This is a genomic window from Nitrospira sp. BLG_2 (assembly GCF_049222245.1).
Genome location: NZ_JBLYIG010000595.1, coordinates 1 through 2,559 on the forward strand (window position 1 = coordinate 1; position 2,559 = coordinate 2,559).

General features: G+C 61.0%; 1 protein-coding gene and 1 pseudogene. Both read right to left on the minus strand.

Features of this window, described 5'->3' with window-relative positions; all coding sequences use genetic code 11:
• Positions 1-744, minus strand: a pseudogene (locus tag ACOSYY_RS15800) (hypothetical protein); the annotation flags it as partial.
• 35 nt (positions 745-779) lie between these two features.
• On the minus strand, positions 780-2,559 hold a 1,780-nt coding region (locus ACOSYY_RS15805; protein ID WP_421663597.1), incomplete at its 5' end, for a DUF6603 domain-containing protein.

Genomic DNA, 2,559 nt, shown 5'->3' on the forward strand with positions numbered 1-2,559 from the left:
GACCGGCAACGTCACGGCATCGGCCTGAGGGGTCCATGTCGGTAATAACTCTTTCTCCTCGTCTTGTTCGCCATCGCGCCGGATCGTTAAACCCAGTCCGGCCTTTCTTCCCGACTCAAAGGTAGGCACAACACAAGCGACGTAATCCGTGAGCGGATCGAGACGGCGCGGACACAACAAGCGCGAAAGGGTGAGCGCGGGATCGCCGCCGAGCGACTTTTCGAGCGAGTCCTTGTTACGCGCGCTTCCGGCGACTTGCGCATGGGCCCAAGCCCAGGATTCAGCCAAATCGGGAAGTTCGTGTGCCGCGTGAGCCTTGATCTCAAGGACAGGCAAGGGGAGATGACGGTCTACGCGCAAAGTCACGTCATGTTGCTTGCGAACGACGACGAGACAGAGCCAGGGACGCAACTTCCCATCGGCATTTGCAACAGCGGGTGTAAAGATCCAGGGAAAGTCGGGACGATCAAATTCGACGGCAGGAAAGTAATTGGGCTCGAAGTCTGTTGAGAGATGTCGTGGCTCGGTGCGGATGACTTGCAGGCGATCGATGCCGGTGATATCGCCAGGCCCATAGAATCGCACCTGACGTTCGATATCGGGTGAAGCGTTGTTGAGGCCCAGCTTGACCCGCACGGAGACGACGCCCGGTTGGTTCGCGCTCATGTCCGGCGTCTTGATGCCAGATGCCGCTCCCTGGCGCACCCACGGAAGGAAGATGTAGTTCGCTGAGGAAAGGCTCATGGTTGCGTGACCGACGTTCGACTTATTCGTTCCCGTTACACCGTCTGGAGTTCCGATGGTCGCAAGACCCGGAAGCGACCGGCTTGGGTCGGTGTCTCCTGCTTCACCTTGCGGAGTTCCGCCACCGCTTCTGTATACGTAGGCCTTCTGTCCGCCGCGCCTGGCACCGGCTGCTCGGAGAGTTGCTCCTGGTCCACGAGGGTCCACCCCTCCCCCGCCATCCGGTGCTTGGCTGCGCCCGTGCGATACCTCGCCTTGCCCGTGCGCCGCAGCTCACTACTGCCCGCGGCTCCAAATCGTGACTGTCGGCTGAGCGACAGCGGACTCACGCGGTAGAAGCGCTGTCGGCCCTGTTCATCCTCGTCATCATCGCTCTCCGCCACATTCGTTCCCTTATCCAGAATCCACGTTTCAAACTCTATGGCCTCCGCCTCCAGCCAGTCCCGCGTATCCGTCGTGAAAACAATCGCGTCCGACAGACACGTCATTCCCGCATCCATCGGCTCAAAGGCCGGTCGTGACAATTTCTCGTCATCCGTCAGCTCCAGAAACTGTGCCGGCGCAAAAAAGTCCCTCACCGGTCGCCCCACCAGCTGATCCTCACCCACCGTCACGCTCGTGATCGTGAACCATCTCTCTCCCGCCGGTGCCGCCTGTCCAAACCGCGAGATGTCCATATTCAGCGGGACCACATTCTCCTTCACCTGTAGCATCCCCAGCGGATGCAGCAGCATGTCCGTCGCTCCGGGTCTTGCCTTCAGTGTCACCAGCGGTCGCGCTCCCGCCGGCATCTGCGTGGTCCAGCTGTCCGGATGCCTGAGCGCCTCCTTCAAGCGCGGCAGTACTTCAATCGGCGCCGGCCCCGGTGGCTTTTCACCCTTCACCAGCGTCGTATCCACTCTGATGGTCACATCCCACCAGAGGATTTCGAACGTGGCCTTGCCCTTCAGATGCAGCGGTCGTGGTCCGGCCAGCGAGCCTTCCACTTTGACTTTGAAGAGATTGGTAGAGCCCCGCTTGAGTTGCAGTTGCGCATGAAACTCCGCGATGAAGAAAAAGGGGTCAAACTGGATCAGCACATCATACCCGATTTCTCCGTGAATGCTGAAGCCGGCCGCCGCGGCATAGAGTTCCGCCCGAGCGCCCCATTGCACCGTATTGGAGGTAATCGCATAGTAGGCTTCGCAGCGCAGACGCGGGTTGTCGCCGGAAGAGAGATTGACGGCGATGCGTTCCAGCTTGGGGAAATTCGGGGGCTGATGAAAGGCCGGATGCAGACCTCCCGCCGCAAGCGCGAAGTGCGGTGAGCCTTCCCACTTGAGGCGCATCGCCATATCGCCTGTCAGCACGAACTTCTTCAGCAGCCGAGAATCGTGGAGCGAGGCGTCGAGTGAGGCGGTGCCTTGATCGAAATCAAGGATACCGACGGCGTCCATCTGCACGCGCACCAGCTCATGATCCCGGCGAGGGAGGATGGCGGCAATCTGGGCCAGAATCAGCAACCGGCGTCTGGCGCCCAACTCCAGCACGACACCGATCTCGGCCGTGATGAGCGGGGGCGTGCCCCAGGAGAGCTGGACCATGGGACCGAAGAGATGATGACCCGCCGCGGGAGGAAAGACGCGGTTGAGATTGCTGATGATCTGCGGCGCGTTGCGGATGGGATCCCGAGGGAACATCACACTGTCGAGCGTGTGGTTCTTCAGCCCCGCGCGCAGGGCCTCTTCATTGAAGGTGCGGTTGAGCGCGAGCAGGCCCCCGATGCCGGTCAGGGTGAAGCCGAAACCCAGTTGAATGGGGGTGAACCGCTCGACG